General features: G+C 65.2%; 11 protein-coding genes. 3 read left to right on the top strand and 8 right to left on the bottom strand.

The genetic code is table 11. The annotated features are described in order from the left end of the window. Positions 1 to 6 precede the first annotated feature (6 nt). Entirely contained in the window at positions 7 to 4,233 is a 4,227-nt protein-coding gene (locus tag AC6RV7_RS14975) for a PVC-type heme-binding CxxCH protein (protein ID WP_500094822.1), read from the bottom strand. Beyond that, positions 4,230 to 5,462: an FG-GAP repeat domain-containing protein gene (locus AC6RV7_RS14970; protein ID WP_500094821.1), complete on the bottom strand. Its 1,233-nt coding sequence runs from the start codon at positions 5,460 to 5,462 to the stop codon at positions 4,230 to 4,232. The genes AC6RV7_RS14975 and AC6RV7_RS14970 overlap by 4 nt, the downstream gene beginning before the upstream one ends. Before the next feature lie 224 nt (positions 5,463 to 5,686). On the opposite strand from AC6RV7_RS14970, the gene AC6RV7_RS14965 reads away from it, so the two are divergent. Then, the gene (locus AC6RV7_RS14965; protein WP_500094820.1) at positions 5,687 to 6,814 is read left to right on the top strand and encodes a XylR family transcriptional regulator; all 1,128 of its coding nucleotides are present in this window, start codon (positions 5,687 to 5,689) and stop codon (positions 6,812 to 6,814) included. 14 nt (positions 6,815 to 6,828) lie between these two features. Here AC6RV7_RS14965 and AC6RV7_RS14960 read toward each other — a convergent pair whose 3' ends face one another. After that, entirely contained in the window at positions 6,829 to 7,698 is an 870-nt protein-coding gene (locus AC6RV7_RS14960) for a helix-turn-helix domain-containing protein (protein ID WP_500094819.1), read from the bottom strand. A gap of 102 nt (positions 7,699 to 7,800) precedes the next feature. On the opposite strand from AC6RV7_RS14960, the gene AC6RV7_RS14955 reads away from it, so the two are divergent. Both AC6RV7_RS14955 and AC6RV7_RS14950 read left to right on the top strand, forming a co-directional pair. Further along, the gene (locus tag AC6RV7_RS14955; protein ID WP_500094818.1) at positions 7,801 to 8,835 is read left to right on the top strand and encodes a LacI family DNA-binding transcriptional regulator; all 1,035 of its coding nucleotides are present in this window, start codon (positions 7,801 to 7,803) and stop codon (positions 8,833 to 8,835) included. Continuing rightward, positions 8,832 to 10,733 (top strand): hypothetical protein, encoded by a 1,902-nt coding sequence (locus AC6RV7_RS14950; RefSeq protein ID WP_500094817.1) that lies wholly within the window; start codon positions 8,832 to 8,834, stop codon positions 10,731 to 10,733. Before AC6RV7_RS14955 ends, AC6RV7_RS14950 begins: the two co-directional genes overlap by 4 nt. A gap of 10 nt (positions 10,734 to 10,743) precedes the next feature. Here AC6RV7_RS14950 and AC6RV7_RS14945 read toward each other — a convergent pair whose 3' ends face one another. Genes AC6RV7_RS14945 through AC6RV7_RS14925 form a run of 5 tightly spaced genes read right to left on the bottom strand, consistent with a single transcriptional unit; the run spans position 10,744 to position 16,765 of the window. Continuing rightward, entirely contained in the window at positions 10,744 to 12,093 is a 1,350-nt protein-coding gene (locus AC6RV7_RS14945; RefSeq protein WP_500094816.1) for a GH1 family beta-glucosidase, read from the bottom strand. A gap of 50 nt (positions 12,094 to 12,143) precedes the next feature. Further along, positions 12,144 to 12,809 (bottom strand): RraA family protein, encoded by a 666-nt coding sequence (locus tag AC6RV7_RS14940; protein WP_500094815.1) that lies wholly within the window; start codon positions 12,807 to 12,809, stop codon positions 12,144 to 12,146. An 18-nt stretch (positions 12,810 to 12,827) separates the two neighbouring features. Next, positions 12,828 to 13,901 (bottom strand): glycoside hydrolase family 88 protein, encoded by a 1,074-nt coding sequence (locus AC6RV7_RS14935; protein WP_500094814.1) that lies wholly within the window; start codon positions 13,899 to 13,901, stop codon positions 12,828 to 12,830. Positions 13,902 to 13,935: 34 nt separating this feature from the next. After that, the gene (locus AC6RV7_RS14930) at positions 13,936 to 15,288 is read right to left on the bottom strand and encodes a sulfatase family protein (RefSeq protein ID WP_500094813.1); all 1,353 of its coding nucleotides are present in this window, start codon (positions 15,286 to 15,288) and stop codon (positions 13,936 to 13,938) included. A 22-nt stretch (positions 15,289 to 15,310) separates the two neighbouring features. Then, positions 15,311 to 16,765 carry a GH39 family glycosyl hydrolase gene (locus AC6RV7_RS14925; RefSeq protein ID WP_500094812.1) on the bottom strand — a complete coding sequence of 485 codons (1,455 nt, stop codon included), beginning with the start codon at positions 16,763 to 16,765 and terminating at the stop codon, positions 15,311 to 15,313. Positions 16,766 to 16,799: the final 34 nt, after the last annotated feature.

Below are 16,799 nucleotides of genomic sequence, written 5' to 3'. Positions count from 1 at the left end.
GAAACCTCATGGGCGTTCGGTCAGGAACATCAGCAGCTCGACGACTTGCTTCTCGGAGAGCGTTTGCAGCAATCCGACCGGCATGAGCGACTGCTCGAGGGCCTCGCGGTGTTTCAGTTCGGATTTTGGCACGTTGACGGTTTCGGTCGCAGTGCGAACGACGAGTGCGGTCTCCGATTCGCGCTCGACCATACCGGAGACGACGCTGCCGTCGTTCTTGGTAATGAGGTTGAGCTGAAAATCGGTGCCGACGACGGCGTTGGGATCGACGATGTTCTCGATGAAGTAATCGACGCCGTTGCGCCAGGAACCGGTGAGATCAGGGCCGAGGTTTCCGCCCTGGCCTTCGAACTTGTGGCACGTGGCACAAAGCTGCTGGAAGGTTTCCTGTCCGAGGCGCGGGTTGTAAGCCCACCGCGGTGCGCCTGCGAAGGACTTCCGGTAGCGATTCATCTCCGCCTTGATTTCAGCCGGAGACTCGGCCACGCGGCCCCAGAGCCGGTCGAGCAACGTATCGACGGATTTGTTACGCAGGCTCCGCAACTGGCGGACGTGCAGGGCGGTGAGATGCTTTCTGTCGAACGTCCCGGCGCTCACCGCCTCGAGCAGAGCGAGGCCCAGCCGCGGGTGACTGGTGAGCGTCGCGAGCGCGGTGGCGCGATCGGCATCGTTGAGCGATTCGAAATGCCGCAGCAGGCCGGACGCAACCTGGGGATTGTCCACGCCGGCGAGCAACGGGATCACGGCGCTGCGAAACGCCTTCTCCTCGAGCAGGCGGATGTAAACGGGAACCGCGGCCGGATCGCGCGCGCGCTTGAGAAGCGCGAGCGCGTTTTCGCGTTCAGCGAGCGGAGCGCGGGTATTGTCCAGCGTGGCCCGGGTGCGGGCCAGCACCGCTTCGTCGCCGAACAGCGCCGCGAGCTGGAGAGCGGCAGCGCGCTCGGGTGATGTTTCCGGTTGCGAGAGGAACCGCTGCGACAGCTCGGGCCAGAGCGGCGGCATCGGGAGGCTGCTTTCGCTCTCGAGGGCAAAGGCCATGAGGCGCACAGCCCGCGCGGCGACGTCCGGACTAGCGGCCACGAGCTGGGCGACGAGTTGCTCGCGTGCGACGGGACTTTGCGCTGCGAACCAGCGGATCGAGTCGGCAAGCGAGGGCAGCGGTGTGCTGGCGGCCATCTCGAGGCCGCGGCCAGGATCGGCCGCCATGAGCGGGGCGATGCCAAACCAGATCATCCTCGGCAGAAAGCGGTCGTCGATATCCTCGGCGTGCCGCGCGAGCGCCGCGGCGATCTCCCAGCGGTCGGCCGCTGCGAGCGCGGGCAGCGCGGAGGCGAGCGCGAGGCGGACGGTCGGAGAAGGGTCGTCGGACGCCAGCACGACGAGCGATGCAACCGGGAGAGCGGGAGCGCTGCGCCGCTCCGTGGCGAACGTGACGCCCCACGAGCGCACGAGGTCACTCGGGTGCTGAAGGAGCGTGGCGAGTTGGGCGGCGTCGAGCGCGTCGACGACGTGAAGCGTGAAGAGCGCGCGCAAGATCTGCGACACCTCGCTCGATTCGGCAGCAATCCGCCGGAGTTCGGCGAGAGCGGCGGCGTCGATCGGTCTGGCCGCGGAGCGCTCCTGTAGCAGGCGGCGCGAAGTGCGGACAAACCATTCGTTCTTGTGGGTGTGAAGCGCGGCGAGTTCGCGGTCCGTCTTCTCGTAAAGGTTCACCTTCGTCGGTTTCCACGTTTCTCTCCAAGCCATGCGATAGAGCCGACCGTTGGTGCGCTCCCAAATATCGTCGCGCGGTGAATGGCAATGCTGGTGGTCGCACCAGTCGATGAGGTAAACGGCGCCGTCAGGGCCATACTGCAGATCGACGCCCATGAATGTGCGATCGGACGCGAACAGGAGATCGAAACCGGCGTGGAACGTCTCGTATCCAGAACCCTGCCGCACGTTGTGCTGCTGGTTCATCTGGTGACCGTGCAGGTTGAGCGTAAAAAGATGGTCGCGGTAGATGTCGGGCCAGTTGTCGCCGAGGTAGATCATCGTGCCGACGTGCGAGTGTCCGCCGTAGACCGCGGTGGTGCCAGGCTTGCCCGCGCCGCCTTCGCCGCTGTCGTAGCGCGCCGACGAGGGAAGATAGTTCTTCAACGCCGGCGCGAAATCGGGACCGCGATTGGAAACGAACGGCGCGTAGTCGGAGTTGGCCTGATTCCAGTAATGGCCGTTGCGGATGACGTGCGTCGTGCCACCGCCGCCGTAAAAGCTCCGGCAGTGTGTCATGAAGAGGTGGCCCGCTTCGTTGAAATCGAGACCCCATTGATTGCTGCCGCCGCTCGCGAAGATTTCGAACTCATGGCGGAGCGGATGATAGCGCCAGACGCCCGCACGGAGGCGCAGGCGTTCGTTGTCGGGAGTGCCGGGCTTGCCGATGGCGGACGTCGTGAACACGCCTTGCACGCCGTAGAGCCAGCCGTCGACGCCCCAGGTGAAGCTGTTGAGGGTTTCGTGCGTGTCCTGATAACCCCAGCCGTCGAGCAGCACCTGCGGCGCGGCGTCGGGACGGTCGTCGCGATCGCGGTCGGGGATGAACAGCAACTCGGGCGCCGCTCCGATCCACACACCGCCGAAACCCACCTCGAGACCGCTGACGAGATTAAGGCCTTCGATGAAGACCTTGCGCGTTTCAAAGGAGCCGTCGCCATCGGCATCTTCGAAAATGAGGATGCGATCCTTGCCCTGTCCGGCGGGTTGTTTGGTGGGATAGCTGTAGGCCTCGGCCACCCAGAGGCGTCCACGCTCGTCGATGGCAAACGCAATGGGCTGATGAATGTCGGATTCGGCGGCGATGAGCTCGGCTTGAAAGCCGTTCATCACCTTCATGTCGCGCACGACCTTTTGCGCGTCGACATTGGGAATGGCGGTGGGCGCCGCGGGATTCGGCTGCAGGTGCCAGAGCACGGCGCTCTCGTGCTGACGAAAGTCGTCGGGGTTGACCGTGAAATCGGGCTGGCGGTCGTGGAAAACGAAATCGTCGAAATCGATGTGGCCATAGAGACCTTCGGTCGCCTGGTCGACGAGACGGATGAAAACGCGGCGACCGACAGAACGGCCGAAGTCGATGACCTCGCGGCGCAACGCGTCGCTGCCGCGGCCGGAGGCGGAATGAAGAATCGCTTGAGTGGATGCATCCACAAGCTCGATACGCGTCCGGTTGATATCGCTGCCGCCGCCGACCAGATAGCTGGCCCAGCGATGGGTGACCTCGAACGTGGGGGAAATGAGCTGGCCGGTGCCGTGCGGGCCGGGACGCTTGGCCGGGCCGATCCAGAAATTGCCGACGGGATCGGTGGGCGCTTCGCCTTTGCGCCGGGGAGTGTCCGGCTCGTAGTAGCGAACCGGTTGGGCGGACCACGCGTCGCCTTCAACTGTCCAGCCGTCGAGCTTGCCCGTCTCAAAACCGAAATTCAGCGGCTGGCCCGAGGCGTCGGTCGGAGAAATCGAAATGACGGGACGGTTCTCGGCGGCTTCCGGCGCTGGCGGCGGTGGGAGTGCGGTGCGGCCGAGATGAGCGACGCGGAGGTTGCGGAATTGAACTTTCGCAGGGCCCCGGCCGCTGTGCAGCTGGAGCGCGAGCAGCCCGGAGAATTCGGCTTCGCCGGCCTGGTGGTCGTCGAGCGCGGAGACGAGGACACCGTTGATCCAGATCTCGACGTGCGACGCCTTGGCGGTGATGCGACAGGTGTTCCACGCGTCGCGCCGATAAAGCGATTTGAAGCTGGCGGCCGGGGCGAACTCGTCGACCCAGCGACCGCCACCGGGCGCGATGGCGACGCGCGTGCCACGTTCGACGAGCAACGCGCGGCCGTGTTCGTCGTAGATGCGACCGAGCCAGGTCGCGCCATCGTCGAGGTCGGCTTGGTAGCCGGCGGCGTGGCCATCGGGCCCGCGCTGGGAGCGGAACTGGATGCCCGAGTTGGCCGAAGGATCGCCGGAAATGCGGAACTCGAGTTCGAGGACGAAATCGTGGAGTTCTCCGTTCCAATAGATGAACTCGTTCTGGGCGAGCGTTTCACCGGCGCGGATTTCTCCAGTGAGGGCGCCATCCTCGACGCGCCAGGTTTCGGAATTGCCCTGCCAACCGCCGAGCGTGCGGCCATCGAAAATCGGCTGGGTGGGCGGCGGATCAGCGCGAAGGGAAAGAGCGAGGAGGAGAACGGGCCCGAGAAAGGAGCGAACGGTCATGGATGAGGGGCTGCGGGCGAAGGCTGGGAGAGGAAGAGGAAGGTGCCGCGCTTGTTCACGGTAATGAGATCCGGATGACCGTCGGCGTTGATGTCGTCGGCGACGAGTTGCGTGCCGACGCCCGAAGCGCGATCGATCAGCGCAGGCGCGAATGAAACCTCGCCGGCGGGCGTGCGGCGTAGGAGGAAAGCGTAGAGCACAGGATCGGCGTTGGGTGCCGGGTCTTTCGTCGGACCGTGGGCCCACCAGCGTTTACCGGTAACGATGTCGGGGACGCGATCGCCATCCATGTCGGCGAGCGTGACGGCGTGAAGCTGGGAGAATTGAACGCCCGCGACGATCTCTTCGGTCTTCGAAAGGATCGGGTGCTCGCGAAACGAGACGGCGCCGTCGTCGCCGCGCACCTGCTCGAACCAACTCAAGCCGTAGCCGTGCGCGTTGAGCGACGTGATGACGTCGGGCAATCCGTCGGCGTTGACGTCGAGCACGTGGATGTGTGCGCCGTTTCCGAAAGAAGCGGGGTGATGGATCCAGACCGGGTCGTTGACGAGCGAGGCCGGCTGTTCCCACCAGCCCTCCGACGCAAGCAGGTCGGCGCGACCGTCGGCATTGACGTCGCCGAAGCCGAGACCGTGCGTGAAACGATTCCAAGTCCTTGTCTCGGTGACGGGATGAAACGTCCATGGCCGCGTCGGATCGCGGGCATCGGATTTCGCGTAGCCCATGCGACCGTTGCTCATGCAAACGAGCACCGGACGGTCGGCCGCGAGCAGGGGCCCGAACGTGGGTGACTCGTTGTCGACGGGCGCGTAGGCAAAATGACGTCTCCACGTGCCGGCCCGGTCGCGGGGGTTTTCGAGCCAGAAAGCCTCCTGCCCGGGAAAACCGATGACAAACACATCGGGCCAGCCGTCGCCGTCGAAGTCGTGGACGAATGCGGAGAAGTTGTCCGAGTAACCGAGCGGATCGAAAGGTTTTGGTGGATACAGCTCATGCCGCTCGACGAAATCCGGACCGGCATACCAGAACGGGCCGGCGATCGCATCGACGTGACCGTCGCGATCGAGATCTCCGAACGCGCCTCCTTCGGCGAAGAATTCGGTGCTCAGCTGAACCTTCCGGTAGGACAGCGCCGACGCGGAATGGGATTCGGTCGAAGCGGCGAAGACGGTGCCGCTCACAACGAGGACAGCGAGGGCGGAACGAGAAAGCGAGCGGCCAGCGGACATGGGGGTGGGACGACGCCAAAATTAACACAGCCGTCGGCCGGCTCCCATGAGACTTGGCGCAATAATTCTGAGATTTTTCACCAATCGTTGCGTCGGCGTTCGTCATCGAAAATCACCGCCCCTGCCGGAGGGCGATGGCCTGAGTTGATTTTTTGCGAAGCGATCTGCATACCTGCGCGGTGAGATCGCCCGGCTCCCGTCGCTCCGCGCCCCGCCGCCGTCAGGTGGCCTTGCTGATCGAGACGTCCAATGCCTATGCGCGCGGACTGCTGCAGGGCGTGATCCACTACGTGCGGGAGCACCCGGCGTGGTCTTTTCACCTGATGGAGCAGGGGCGCGGAGACGATCCGACCGCCTGGTTGAAGGGATGGAAAGGGGACGGCATCCTTGCGCGGATCGAGACGCCCCGGATCGCCCAGGCGGTGACACGCGCCAAGGTTCCGTGCGTGGACCTGAGTGCGGGGCGGCTGCTGCCGTCGCTGCCTTGGGTGGAGACGGACGATGCAGCGATCGCGGCGATGGCGGCGGGGCATCTGCTCGAGCGCGGCTTCAAGCATTTCGCATTTTGCGGCGACTCGCGCTTCAACTGGTCGCTCTGGCGCGAGCATCACTTTGCGCAGCGGGTGCGCGACGCCGGGCACGATTGCCGCATCTACTCGCTGAAAGGCAGAACCGGCGATCTGGCGTCGGAACGGCGGAAGTTGGTGACGTGGTTGCGTGCGCTGCCGAAACCGGTGGGGATTCTCGCCTGCTACGACCTGCGCGGACGCGAGGTGCTGGAGGCGTGCCGGCAGACGGGCCTCGCGGTGCCGGACGAGGTGGCGGTGCTGGGTGTCGACAACGACGAACTCCTCTGCGAGCTGGCGACGCCGCCACTCTCGAGCGTGATCCCGAACACACGGCGGGCCGGCTATGAAGCGGCGGCGTTGCTGGATCGATTGATGACCGGCGGAAAGGTGTTGCCCGAGCCGCATCTGATTCCGCCGTTGGGCGTGGCGGCGCGGCAGTCCACGGATGTGCTGGCGCTGGACGATCGCGAAGTGGTGCGGGCGGTGCAGTTCATCCGCAGCCATGCTTGTGAAGGGATCAACGTCGCGGACGTGTTGAATGCCGTGAAGATCTCGCGGCGGGTGCTAGAGCAACGGTTCCGCAAGCTGCTTGGACGATCGCCCCACGAAGAGATTCTTCATCTGAGATTGTCGCGCGTGCAGCAGTTGCTCGCCGACACGGATCTTCCGCTTTACACGATCGCGGAGCGGACGGGATTTGAGCACGTCGAATACCTCAGCGTGGCGTTCAAGCGCGAAACGGGCCTGACGCCGCGGGCATTTCGGAACCAGGCGCGCGTCTAGGAACGCGCCAAGGTCTACGCGGTGCCGCGCACACGACGGCGGAAGGCGCGGGGCGACTGGCCGAAACGCCGTTTGAAGCAGCGCGAAAAGTAGAACTCGTCACAGAACTCCAGTTGCGCCGCGATTTCCTTGATGGTGAGCCGGCCTTGGTGAAGCAGGGCCGCGGCCCGATCGATGCGGGAATCGAGATGGAAACGGCCGGGGGCGATGCCGACGGCGTCGCGGAACTTTTTGCGAAACGACTCGTAGGAGAAGCCGAGCCGGCGCGCGACGACCTCGGGTTCCAGACCGCTGACCCCCTCGTGCGTGCCGAGCAGTTCGGAGGCGTCGGTCAGCCAACCTTCACTTGCGGGCGCGGGAGCCTCCTCGGCAGATTCATTGCCCGCGAGCAGTTCCGTAACGACGGCGAAAAAGCGGGTGACGATCACCTCGGGCGGAGTCTTCTCGCGCAGGTGCAGCGGCGGAATGATCTGGAAGAAACGACGAAACCAGAAATCGCTGTCCTGCGTGTGATGCAGCGGACGCTTCGGCGTTATCATGCCGGTCTGCCGCATGAGATCGAACGCGGGCCCTTCGCATTCGAACCAAAGTTCGTCCCAAAATTCCCCCGGCCGCGTGCAACACTGGTGCGGACGTGAAGGAAAAAAAATCACGAGGTCGCCCTTGCTCACGGGAGTCTCCGGCGTGGACGCATCGGAATACACCCCAGTGCCGTTCATGATGTAGGTAAAACCGTAGCACGTCAGCTTGCGGCGGCGGTCGGGCGGGCGACCGATGCCGAATCCGCCCTGGTTGATGCCGCCGAGTCGGATGGTGCCGATCGACGACTTCACGGGCCGCAGCAGCAGGCGCGTTTTGATGGTGGGGTCGGGGCGGTGCGACATGAAGACGGCGATGCCAGAAAACACATGTTTTCTACCAGAGCTCCCATTCTGCAACTCCTAAAATAGGACTACAGTGGCGCATCACATCGGCCCAAGGAGTTCATGTCCCCCACCGCCCCCGTAACTCAGCGTGATGTCGCCCGCGCCTGCGGCGTGCATCCAAGCACGATCTGCCTGGCGTTGAAAAATTCGCCTTCGATCCCGCTGCCGACGCGCTTGCGGGTTCAGGCGGCGGCGGAGGAACTCGGTTATCGCCTCAACGTCGCGGCCCGGAATCTCGCGATGCTGCGCGGCGACAAGCAGGGCGCGGGGCGGCTTCCTATCGCGTGGATCAATCAGGAATCGCAGCGCACTCACTGGCGCACGGTCGCGGAAGCACGGGTGCTGTTTGAAAGCGCGAAGCGTCGCGCCGACGAACTCGGTTATCACCTCGAGGAGATCTGGACCCGCGAGCCGGGCATGAGCACGGGCCGGCTCGTGCAGATCGTGCGGGCGCGGGGGATCGAAGGCGTGATCTTTCCGGTGCATCGCAGCTTCGAGTTCTCGTTGCTGACGCCGGCCTGGGGCGAGTTCTCGCTCGTCGGCCTGAACGATCACCGTTTGAGCGAGTGGGTGGACGTCGTTGGTCCCGATCATTACCGCGATGCCGAACTGATCCTGCGGCAGGTCCGCCGACTCGGTCACACCCGGGTGGGGCTTGCCATCGGCAGCCAGTTCGATTCCGCGAGCAGCGGATTGCTGCATGGCTGTTTTCTGCGCAACCAGACCGACGTCGCACCGGGCGACCGGGTGCCGGTGTGCTTCCTGCCGGACGATGCCGGCAAACAGACGGTGTTTGAGGAATGGCTGAACGCCTATCAGCCCTCGGTCGTTGTGTGCCCGGAAGCGACCGTGGTGGCGCGAGCGCGGGACGAGGGTTTCGACGCGCTGTGGCTCGGCCTCGGATCGGCGTCGGCGCCGTTCGACGGCGGCATCGACCGTTCGGCGGGCGACGTGGCCATGGCGGCCGTCGACTGCGTGGTCGACAAGATGCGCCGTTTCGAGAAAGGCCTGCGCGAAGCGACGCGAATGCATTTGCTGCGAAGCATCTGGGTGGAGCCGCGCGTCGCCCATGAGGTGGAGACGGTCGTGGCATGAGCGTCACCAGGAGCTGGATACGACGGGGGAACCGGGCGCTCGCCGCCGCATGGCTGTTGGCGAGCGGCATGGCCGGCGCTCCGGAACCCACTGGCGAATTATGCGTGGCGTTTTCAGCGACGGACCGCGAGCTGCTGATCCCGGTGGGGAATGCGACCGGCCAGCCGCGCGAACTGCGGCTCGAGACGGACGGGCTGACGCGGCTCGAGCTCGGCGATGACGTCGGTGAGCCAGGCATCATCTATCTGCCGCCGCCGCCGGGCGTGTCCAATGAGGAAGAGGCGAAACGCGGCGCCGAGAACGTCTTCTTTTTCAACGAGCTCACCGACGCAGCGGGCTGGGAACTCGTGGCCAGGTTCGACGACGAAGAACGGGGCAGGTGGAAGCTGAACGGGCGGTTTTCGCCGCTCGGTGGAGCGATCGAGCGGGAGATCGTGATCCCCGTCGCGCAACTCGAGCCCGGAGAGAACCTGCTGCATTTGCGCAGTGCGACCCTGAAGCCGCCAAGGATGTATTTTCGCCGCACACTCGGCGCCGAGACGTCGGTGCGGATCCGTTTGAGCAGTCCGGAATGGGGCGGAAGCGTGACGCTATGGGAACGTGCGGCCGCGGGGGCGTGGCAGCCGGTGAGCCAATCGGTGATCGCGTCGCGTCAGGCGGAGCGCACGCCGGTGGACGTGCGCGGCGCGTGGTGGGATGACCGCACTTTCGTCGAGAACGCGGCGCTGGCGGTGGGGCGCAACCTGCTGGCCGCGCAAGTGCGTCAGCCCGGAAGTTTTTTCGAGGGCGGTTTTCATCTCGTCTACGATCCGACGCACCGGGCTCACCGCATGGCGCACTGGCTCTGGTCCTGGGGCCCGGCGATCGACCTGTTGTTCACGCTCTCGCACGAGGACTTTGCACGCACGGCGGGGTTGGCGGGAAAGTTTCGCGTCGCGGCGATCGCGGCGGCGGAGCGCAGCCTGCAGTTCGGAATGCTCGACGCGACGCATCCGGCGTATGGCGTGTCGACGGTGCGTTGGGAGCCGTCGCGCGCGACACCGAACGGCTGGGCGGAGTATATCTCGACGGCGGACTCGTTGTTTCTCGCGGGCTGGGGCTGGATGGCGGCGCACCGCGAAACGGGGCGGCCGGAATTCCTGGAGCGCACGAAACTTCTCGTCTCCGCGGCGGAGCGATTGATGAAGCAGTATCCGGTGGTGCCGCAGGATTGGATCGTTGAGCGTAACGACTGGACGCCGCACACGCTCGACGAGTCGGTGTTCGGCATGATCGGTTTCCGGCGTTTGTATCAGGCGACGCACTCGAGCTCCGTGGCGGCGGCGGGAAAGCGATTTTTGGACAGCCACCTCGAACACATGGGACGTGAGGGCGGGCTGCTGGCGCGCGGCTGGATGCGCGAGGAAGATCGCGAAATTTGGGATCCGGACATCAAGGGGCACGCGTGGGTGTTCGAGGGCTATCTCGACGCGCACCGCCTGTCCGGTGACCCGCGCTACTTGCAGCTGGCCGACGAACTCGCGAAACGCGTGCTGGAATGTCAGGCACCAGAAGGACGCTGGACGTTTCTTTTCGTCCGGCCGAAACCGGGCGATCCGAGCGACGACAAAGGCACCGCGATCTGGGCGTATCTGCTCTATGAACTCCACCGGAGCACAAAAAATCCGGAGCACCTTGCGGCGGCGCGGCGCGCGCTCGGCTGGTGCCTGCGCCATCAGTATCGCGGCGAGGATCCGAATCTCGACGGCGGTCTGTTCAATCCGAACAGCATGGCGTATGTGCGGCGACGCCCTCTGACGGTTCTCTATGGCACGACCTTTCTCGGGATGGCCTTGCTCGAAGAGCTGAAACTTCGGAGCGCAACGGGGTCGGCAAGCAGGGCGCGACACGGGCCCTGAGACGCCCGGCTCAGACGAGCTGGTTGCGCTTCATCACTTCCGAATACCAGCGGGCGCTGAGCTTCGGAGTGCGCCTGAGGGTTTTGTAGTCCGTGTAGCAGATGCCGAAACGGCGGGCGTAGCCGTCGAGCCATTCGAAGTTGTCCATGAACGACCAGAGGAAGTAACCGCGGACCGGCGCGCCATCCTGAATCGCGTGATGCAACTCGACGAGACACTGGCGGACGTATTCGAGACGATGAACATCGAGGACTTCGCCGTCGACGGGCGGCTCATCGTCGTAGCCGGCCCCATTTTCGGTGATGTAGATCGCCTTCGGCCGATAGAGGCGGGTGACGTGCTGCAGGCCCCAATACATCGCGCGAGGGAGGAGCTTCAGCCACCAGGAATTTTCCGGAGACGGGTAGCCCTTGGGAAAAGGAAGCTGCTCGGGTTGGCCCCCGCGTCCTGCCCGCACGAATACGCCGGTGTAGATGTTGAAACCGAAAAAGTCGGTGGGCAGCGCGATGAGCTCGAAATCGCCGCGCTGCACCTTAGCGCCATCGCGGCCATAGAGGCGTCGGTAAATCGGCGAGTAGTGTCCGCGGAAGATCGGATCGATGGAGCGGCAGTTGAGCTCCTGAAACCGAACGCGGGCCGCGGCGATGTCGTCGGGCGTTTCCGTCACCGGGACCGTGATCGTGGAGTCGTCGGTGAGACCGACCTGCGCACCGCGGCCGCCGTGTTCCCGCACGGCGCGAACTCCGTGCCCGTGGGCCAGGAGGGCATGGTGATAGGTCTGGTTGACCACCTGGATGGACTCGATCACGCCGGGCGGCCGGATCGTATCGCCATAAGCGAGCACGGTGAAACAGCGCATTTCGTTGAGCGTGATCCAGTGCTTCACGCGGTCGCCGTAGGCCCTGACGATCGTGTCGGCGTAAACACCGAACGCTTCGGCCGTCGCCCGGACGCGCCAGCCGCCAATATCTTCGAGCGCCTGCGGCAGGTCCCAATGAAACATTGTCGCATATGGCTGGATACCGTGGGCAAGCATGGCGTCGATCAGCCGGTCGTAAAAGGCGAGCCCCTTCGGATTCGCCGTGCCACGGCCCTTCGGAAAGATCCGCGGCCAGGCGATCGAGAACCGATAGTTCTTCACGCCGAGCGTCCGCATGAGCGCGAAGTCCTGCCGGTAGCGGTGGTAGTGGTCGCAGGCGACATCGAGGGTGTCGCCGTTCGCGATTTTGCCGGGAATTTGGGCAAAGCGGTCCCAGACCGACTCGCCCTTGCCGTCCTCGAAGGCGGCTCCCTCGATTTGCGGGGCGGCGGCCGCGACACCCCAGGTAAACCGGCGTGGGAATTTGTAGATCGTGCGCATGCGGAACGTGAACGGCGCGGACGAAGGGCCGCGATCGGGGCTCAGCTGAACTAGAGAATGCCGAATTTCTTGAAGGCGTCGGTGGCGGACATGCCGCCCTCGATGGCTTGGCGAACCACCTTTTCGCCACGGGCCTTCTCCAGGGCGCGGGAAATCACCTCGGCCTCGAGGGCGCGAGGAACGATGACGACGCCGTCGAGATCGCCGAACACCAGATCGTCCGGCTCAATCCAGACGCCGCCGATTTCGATCGGGCAGCGGTAGGCGGCAATGGCGGTGCGCACCGAGGAGTCCTGCGCAAAACGGCCGCGGCTGAAGACCGGCCAGTTTTGCTCGAGCACCTTCGGCGTATCGCGGTGATAACCGTCAATCACGGCGCCCGCGGCGCCGCGCGCGCGGGCCGTGGCCGTGAGAATCTCGCCCCAGTAAGCGGAGCGCATGGTGCCGCCGCCGCAGACGTAGACCTCGCCGGGACGCAGGTCATCGAGCGCCGCGGTGAGCAGACCGAAAGGTTTGGCCTGCGGTCCATGCACATCGATCGCCAACGCGGGCATCGCGCGCCCGGCCACGGTCATGTCCTCGCGCATCGGTTGGACGGGGGCCGGAAGAAACCGATGGTATTCGCCGAGAGTGTCGAGGATGTCGCCCACGACCGGCGTATAAAGTTCGCGCCGGCAAAGGCGGAAAAGTTCGTCGTCAGATTTCCACTCAGGCATGGCGGGAAAGGTTCGAAATCAAAAGGCGCCGCTGCGCTTCAATTGGGCAACGAGGCGGAGAAAGAGACCGGTGGCATAGGTGCGTTCGCCCAGGCCGGAGAGTTTGTGAATCTCCCAGCCGCCGACGCCGGCGGGGAACTGCGCGCCCACCAATGCGCCTGTTTGCGGAACGATCCACTCGAGCAATTCCCGCCAGCCGCGCAGGACAGGCTGCATCACGGACACGTCGAGCCAGCCCGCGGAGACGCCGGCGGCGAGGCCCGCGAGGATCATCGTGGAGCCGCTGGTTTCCAGATGCGATTCCTCGCATTCCGGAACAATCCGCCAGAGTCCGCACGGGTGTTGAAGACGTAGCAGACCCGCGGCGAGCGAACGGTAGAGCGCGAGAAGATTCTTCCACTCGGCCGTATCGGCCGGGCACGCTTCCAACGTGTCCGCGAAAGAAAGCATCACCCAGCCATTGCCTCGCGACCAAAGCGACGGGCTACGGCGTCCGGTCGCAGGATCGACATCGTGAAAGAAACAGCCGGTGGTCTCGTCGCGCAGGTAACGGGCATGCAGCAGGCATTGCTTCATCGCCTCGTCGGCGTAAGCGACATTTCCCGTGACGCGGTAACCGGCCGCGAGAACGCTGGCCGAGTAAAACAAGGTGTCGACCCACGCGGTCCGGCGGGCATCGGGCCATCCGCCGTGCGCGAGGATGCCACCGTCGAGCCGCGTGCCGCCGGTCAGGACATAATCGCAGATCGTGGCGATCGCGTCGCGATCGCCGGATTGGGGATTGGATTCTGCCAGCGCCGCGAGGACGAGCGGTCCTCCCCAGATGCCGCAATACTCGTTGAGAAAAAAACCGGATTTTGCGGGAACGGCGCAGTCTTCGCGTTGCGGTATGACCTGCACGCCGGCAGCCAGCTGGCGGTCGGCCCAGCGTCGCGCCCAAGCGGTGAGCTCGGGATCATTCCAGGCTGCACCGGCGAGGGCGGCACCGTAGGGCAACAGCACATCCTCCCAATTGGAATCGAGCTCCTCGATGGGGAGATCGAGGAGGCGGCGGCGAAAGCGGGCGAGGGGAGGGAAGTCGGCGAGGCTCACGAGCAGGACAGGATTTCGATCGACGGGGGGCGGTTCATTCGGCGCGAGCCGCGGGGCGGACGCCGGGGCCCGGTGCGCCGTCGCCGAGATCGCGCGCCATCGCGGACGCGAGTCGCTGGAGACGCCGGACGACGTCGGGGTGCCGCGCAGCGAGGTCGGTGCGCTCGCCGAGATCAGTATTCAAATTGTAGAGACGGGCGGAGGAGCCGGCGGCATCCGGCGGGAATTGTGGGTCGCCCAGGTTCTCGATTTGCGGTCGAAGCGCGAGTTTCCACGGACCCGAGCGGACGGCTTCGAGACGATCCACGTTGTAGAAAAACCACGCCTCGTGCGGCGAGACGACGTGGTCGCCCAACAGGAGCGGGGAAAGGTCGCGACCATCGACGCGGGGCGCTTCGGGGATCGGCGCGCCGGCGAGCGAGACGAAGGTGGGCAGCAAATCGATGAGGCCGATGGCGGCGTCGCTCACCGCGCCCGCAGGAATGCGGCCGGGCCACCGCGCGAGAGCGGGGACGCGCACTCCGCCTTCCCAGGTGGACCCCTTGCCGCCGCGCAAAGGGCCGGCGGTGCCGGCCTCCGCGCCATACGGCAGCCACGGTCCGTTGTCGCTGGTGAAGATCACGAGCGTGTTTTCCTCGAGACCGTTCTCGCGGAGCGCCTCGAGGATGCGGCCGACGCTGGCATCGAGTTCCTCGACCCAATCGCCGTAGGGTCCGTTGGCCGATTTGCCCTGGAAGTTTTTTCCGGGAAGCAAGGGGACGTGAACGGCGGTGGCGGCGAAGTAGAGGAAGAACGGCCGCGTGCGCTGTTCCGCGATGAAACGCAGCGCTTCGTCGGTGAAGCGTGCGGTCTGGGTGTTGCGCTCATCGCCTTCGAGGGTCTCGATCACGGTCTCGTCGCGCATGAGCGGAAGTCGGACTCGTCGATCGTAGGGCAAGCCGAAGTAGCGGTCGAAACCGTGGTGGGTCGGGAGGTGCTGCGGTTCGTGACCCAGATGCCATTTGCCGATCGCCATGGTCGCATAACCACGCTCGCGGAGAAGTTCCGGAAGGGTGCGCTCGTCCGGATGAAGTCCGTGCCGATCGTCGGGGAGGACGACGAATGGCACGGAAACGCGTTGGGCGTAGGAGCCGGTGAGAACTTGCGCGCGGGACGGGGAGCACACCGGCGCGGCATAAAAGCTTGTCAGCTTCATGCCCTCCCGCGCCATGCGATCGAGGGCGGGAGTGCGATGGAGGGTGGAGCCGAACGGGCCGATGTCGGCGTAGCCCATGTCGTCGGCGAGAATCAGCACGAAGTTGGGCGGTGGCGCGACGGAGGTGACCGCAGCAACGCCATGATGGCCGAGGCTGGCCAGTAATGTCAGAAGGAGCAGCAGCCGTGGCATGGCGGCGAGGGCACGGCACGCGCTATCCCTGATCCGGGCGGAGCCGGATCTCGAGCAGCGCCACGCCGGGGCATTCCATGGTGAAGCGCGCGACTCCATTCTCGACCGTGACGGGAGTGGAGGACGGGGCGAGGGCGTTGGTGGCGGCGAGCTCACGCGTGTGTTCGCGGGACAGATACACCGGACTGCCGAGCTCGCGCCAGCGGGCGATGACGTTATTTTCGGAGGAATCGATGCGGAACAGCGGGCCGGGTGCGGCCCCGTCCGGCAGCTCAACGGTGACACCGATCGAGTCGCATGTGCTGTCGTCGGCCGGCTCGTAGGCGAAGACCAGCACATGCGCGCCATCGGACGAGACGGTGGCGATCGCATTGCACGTCGGTTCGACGCCCTCGCCGTGCACGGCGACGCGTTCGGTGCCGAGCCGGGAGAGAAGTTCGAATGCGTGGTAGGCGGGTTTGCGCAAGCCCTGCAAGCTCAGCAGGCCGTAACCGCCGAAGAAGGCTTCGCGGCCATAGCCGACCTGGTCGTAGATGTCGCTGAGGCACCAATACGAGAACGCGTCGGCCTCCTGGGAAACTTCGCTGAGCAGGCGGACGATGAAAGCGGCTTCGGAGGGATTTTCGCGGTGATGATCGACGGCGTGGAACGAGCGGCCCCATTCGTTCCAGTGGAGTTCGCCCTTGAAACCGCGGCGGTCGAGCATGGCGCGAACGCCGCGCATGAGGTCCATGGCAAACGTCGGCGACTTGCTGCCGCGGTCCGTGGCGGTGGGGTCGAAGGGCGCGAGCGGGTGGTCGACGGCGCTGTCGTTGTTATAAATGTGGGTGATGAGATAATCGGGGGCACAGTCGTTGGCCGCGCCGAACTCGAGCAGCTCTTCCATCCATTCCGCGCGCGCCGTGGAGGGCCCGCCGACGCGGAGAGAGGCATCGACCGATTTGATCGCGCGATAGGTGCTTTGCCAGAGGCGGAGGAAATCCTGCTGCGTTCCGCCCCAGAACCAGCCCTCGAGGTTGGGCTCGTTCCACACTTCGAACGGCCAGGTGCGCACGACGGAAAGCGAATAACGGTCGACGGCGTGCAGGACCGCATCGCGGACGAACTTTTCCCATTCGCGCCAGTCCTTCGGCGGGCTGGTGTGTGCTTTCGTCGTGAATACCGTCGTCGGCCCCCCCGCGAGCGCGGCGGGGATGAAGCTCGTGGTGAACACCGGGTGCAGTCCGCGATCGACGAGCGAATCGATGACGTAGTCGACGGTCTGCCAGTTCGTGCGCGGCTCGCTCGGCTCGTAGCCCATGAAGGCGCCGGGCCCCTGGCAGAAGACGCGCATCTCATCGTCGAACATTCCCACTGCGCGCACGTGCGTCGCGCGGAGTTCACGCTGGGCCATCTCGAGCTGCTCCTGCAGGTCCCGGCGGACCATCCAGCGGAACTGGTCGACGTTGACGATGCCCTCCCAGGTGTGCCGGAACACGGAGCGAGATCCGGACCACTGCGGCTGTAAACGA

The organism is Opitutus sp. sgz309028 (assembly GCF_059821195.1).
The sequence above is the reverse complement of the archived record's forward strand: the minus strand, read 5'-3'. Positions and strand labels throughout refer to the sequence as shown.